Origin of the sequence: Staphylococcus intermedius NCTC 11048 (assembly GCF_002902385.1) — a bacterium.
Lineage (GTDB): Bacteria > Bacillota > Bacilli > Staphylococcales > Staphylococcaceae > Staphylococcus > Staphylococcus intermedius.
Map to the genome: position 1 here is coordinate 1 of NZ_PPQH01000109.1, position 3,410 is coordinate 3,410.

A 3,410-nucleotide genomic window follows, 5' to 3' on the forward strand; every position below is an offset into this window, starting at 1 on the left:
GACGTCTTTATTAAATTGTTTACATCTGAAATAGTTCATGTAGAATGCTCCTTTTTATTAAAATTATACTACATATTTAACTTTGCAACAGAACCGTCCGTTTCATCTTTATATTCATCTGGAATGTTAGAATTGAGTAACATAAAAGCACCTCAATATTATAATAGAACGTATGTTCGATTTTAGCAAGGGTTTTACTCATTTGGATTTGAAATTATTCTAAAAAAGTGTTAAGTTTAATATATCAAAAAAAGTTGATGTATTATTTGGAATATTGGAGGGAAAACTTTGGTGGTAAATCATGCAGGTAATTTATCTGTAGATTATTTTATTGGTTATTTAAAGTTAGTTATGACTTCAAAAGACATATATTTAAATGAAGCTGTAGCATATATGAAAAGTTCTTTCTTCAAAGATAATATTGAAGCATACGGTGAAATAACAGCACATAACTTTAAACAAGCAATTCAAGAACTTAAATAACTATTTGATAACAGAATGGAAGTGATTAAATGGAAGTAATCAAGGTCAATCCAGATGCAGATGAAGAAGAACAATTAAACTTTTATGAAAAGATGTTTGAAGCACTTGCTGATAAAATTAGACTTAAAATTTTACATTCAATACGTCAGAGTGATACACAATCTTTGTGTGTCTGTGATTTGGAAGAATTATTAGAATTAAAGCAATCTAAACTTTCTTATCATCTAAAAAAATTAGTAGATGCGAATATTCTTATTGCTGAAAAGTATGGTACATGGAACTATTATAAAATTAATGAGCGACAAATACAGGTAGTTTTAAATAAAGATACTTGTTGTAAGATACTATGAGTATCTTCTTTTAATACAAAACAGATCAATTTTTTTTGATTAATTAATCAAAAAAAGTTGATTAAAGAAATTCGGAGGCGTTATACTGATGTTAGATTCAATTATAGAATTCATAAAAACATTTTTAATGCTATTTTTTGAATTATTAATACTGTTCATAATCGTAAGTTTTATTGTAAGTCTAATCCAACAAGTAGTTTCGGAAGATAAAATCAAAAGCATGTTAAGTAAGTCTAACCAAGGAATCAATTATTTTTTTGGGATGATATTTGGTGCGATTACTCCCTTTTGTTCTTGTTCAACTATTCCAATACTTGCAGGTCTATTAAATTCTAAAGTACCTTTTGGTCCAGCGATGAGTTTCTTAATTGCTTCACCATTAATGAATCCATTAATGGTGTTTATGCTATGGGTTTTATTGGGCTGGAAAGTTGCAATAGTTTATTTTATTGTACTAGCAATATTTAGTATCTTTACAGGTCTTGTGTTTTCAAAAATGAATTTGGTTGAAAGTTATAAAGGCGTAAATGTTAAAGGAGATGGATTTTTTGCCAATAAAACGGGATCTCGTTTTAAACAAGCATTAAATGATGCGTGGGCATTTTTATATCCAATGCTTCCTTACCTATTTATTGGTGTATTTATTGGAGCATTCATATATGGATTTGTACCCGAAACATTTATTACAAAATACGCAAGTGGAGATGGCGTTATATCCGTATTCATTGGATCTGTTATAGGCATTCCAATGTATATCAGACCTGAAACAATGTTACCTATAGCTGAGGCATTAGTATCAAAAGGGATGTCTTTAGGAACAGTAGTTGCGTTGATAATAGGTGGTGCTGGTGCAAGTATTCCAGAAGTAGTATTATTATCTAAATTATTCAAGAAAAAATTTGTAGTCTCATTCGTAATCGCAATTTTAGTTGTAGCTATTGCTACAGGATTAATAGTTAATACGATTGTTTAAGTTTAAGGAGGATAAATTAATGAATCAAGAAACTTCAGTAATCAATAGATATGGAAATGCTGCTAAAAAACATGAAGAAAATTTATGTTGCCCAGTAGAATATGATACAAAGTACTTAAAGATTATACCAGATGAAATCATAGAGAAAGATTATGGTTGTGGAGATCCTTTAGGTAAAATCAAAGAAGGAGATACAGTATTAGATTTAGGTTCTGGTGGTGGCAAAGTTCCTTATATAGTTTCTCAAATTGTTGGTGAAACAGGCAAAGTTATTGGCATAGACATGAACGATGATATGTTAAATCTTGCTAAAAAATATCAGAATCAAATGATTGAAAGAATTGGTTATGATAATGTTATTTTTCATAAAGGAAAAATTCAAAACTTAAAATTAGATTTAGAAGAACTCGATAAATATATACAAGAACATCCTGCTAACAACTTAGATACTTATCAATCTATTAAACAATATATTAATTACTTAGAAAATGAAATGACTATGATAAAGGATAATAGTATAGATGTGGTTATATCAAATTGTGTTCTAAACCTAGTTTCAACAGATGAAAAAGAAGCACTATTCAGAGAAATTTATCGTGTTTTAAAAGATGGTGGTAAAGCAGTAATCTCAGATATCGTTTCTAATGTAGAAGTACCTGAAAAGTTGAGACAAGACGAAAACTTATGGAGTGGTTGTTATTCAGGAGCCATTGAAGAAAAATCATTTGTAGAGGCTTTTGAAAAAGTAGGATTTTATGGTGTAGAAATTGATAAACGCGAAAAGACATGGACTACTATTGAAGGTATTGATTTTAGAAGTATGACGATTATAGCTCACAAAGGTAAAGAAGGTCCATGTATTGATAAAGGACAATCTGTTATATACAAAGGTCCATTTAAACATATTGAAGATGATGATGACCATATTTTTGAACGAGGCGAAAGAACCTTTGTATGTGAAAAAACCTTTAATATATTAAAGCAAGAACCATATAAAGATGTTTTTGAATTTATAGATGAAAACGAAGAAATAATTAATAAAAGTGAATGCTGCGATACATCATGTGGATGTTAAATAATAATTAAAGGAGGTGTTACAATGGAAAAGAATGCATTTAAAAAAGCAATTTCTAAATTAAAACCAAAAGAACAAGCTTGTTGTTCTGTAGAAATTGAGGAAAAAAAAGAGAAAATAGAAGAAAATAAAGAAAATAAAGAAAAAAATCAGCATAAAAATGATGGATGCTGTTAAGTTGAGTCATTAAATCGTGAGAGAATATCAAAGTTCTCTCACGATTTTATTATAAAAGATTTTATATATTATATATGACTAATACGTAAAAAGACTATAAAATAAGTGTTTGCTATAAATTAGTACATATAACGAAAGGTTGCCACTTAATAATTCCACGACCTTGAGGAATACGAGGATTTAAATATTCCCTGGGTATATTGCGAAAATCAGTTTCATATTTATATGGTTCAGGAAGGTTAGGATTAATTATATTCATTAGTAACACCTCAATCATATTATAGAACATATGTTCTTATTTATGAAGTGTAATTTATTTCATAAAGTAGTTGGAAGTATTACAACCAGAATT

5 protein-coding genes and 1 pseudogene are annotated in these 3,410 nt (G+C 28.6%); 5 read left to right on the forward strand and 1 reads right to left on the reverse strand.

Going from position 1 to position 3,410, the window contains the following annotated elements; translation table 11 throughout:
* Nucleotides 1–291 precede the first annotated feature (291 nt).
* The 5 genes from CD138_RS13120 (at nucleotide 292) to CD138_RS14395 (ending at nucleotide 3,058) form a co-directional block, all read left to right on the forward strand.
* On the forward strand, nucleotides 292–483 hold the full coding sequence (locus CD138_RS13120; protein ID WP_081583071.1) for a hypothetical protein: 192 nt from the start codon (nucleotides 292–294) through the stop codon (nucleotides 481–483).
* A 29-nt stretch (nucleotides 484–512) separates the two neighbouring features.
* The gene (locus CD138_RS13125) at nucleotides 513–833 is read left to right on the forward strand and encodes an ArsR/SmtB family transcription factor (RefSeq protein WP_019167579.1); all 321 of its coding nucleotides are present in this window, start codon (nucleotides 513–515) and stop codon (nucleotides 831–833) included.
* Nucleotides 834–921: 88 nt separating this feature from the next.
* Nucleotides 922–1,806, forward strand: coding sequence for a permease (locus CD138_RS13130; RefSeq protein ID WP_096602025.1), 885 nt, complete (start codon nucleotides 922–924; stop codon nucleotides 1,804–1,806).
* Between the two features lie 19 nt (nucleotides 1,807–1,825).
* Entirely contained in the window at nucleotides 1,826–2,881 is a 1,056-nt protein-coding gene (locus CD138_RS13135) for a methyltransferase domain-containing protein (RefSeq protein WP_002478490.1), read from the forward strand.
* Nucleotides 2,882–2,905: 24 nt separating this feature from the next.
* Complete coding sequence (locus tag CD138_RS14395; protein ID WP_019168348.1) at nucleotides 2,906–3,058, forward strand: hypothetical protein; 153 nt, start codon at nucleotides 2,906–2,908, stop codon at nucleotides 3,056–3,058.
* A gap of 133 nt (nucleotides 3,059–3,191) precedes the next feature.
* Here the strand turns inward: CD138_RS14395 and CD138_RS14740 are convergent.
* A pseudogene (locus CD138_RS14740) lies at nucleotides 3,192–3,317 on the reverse strand (YolD-like family protein); the annotation flags it as partial.
* Between the last annotated feature and the right edge of the window lie 93 nt (nucleotides 3,318–3,410).

Bases quoted from the DNA above. Each gene is read 5' to 3' on its own strand.
- CD138_RS13125 (WP_019167579.1), top strand. From the start codon at position 513: ATGGAAGTAATCAAGGTCAATCCAGATGCAGATGAAGAAGAACAATTA.
- CD138_RS13130 (WP_096602025.1), top strand. From the start codon at position 922: ATGTTAGATTCAATTATAGAATTCATAAAAACATTTTTAATGCTATTT.
- CD138_RS13135 (WP_002478490.1), top strand. From the start codon at position 1,826: ATGAATCAAGAAACTTCAGTAATCAATAGATATGGAAATGCTGCTAAA.
- CD138_RS14395 (WP_019168348.1), top strand. From the start codon at position 2,906: ATGGAAAAGAATGCATTTAAAAAAGCAATTTCTAAATTAAAACCAAAA.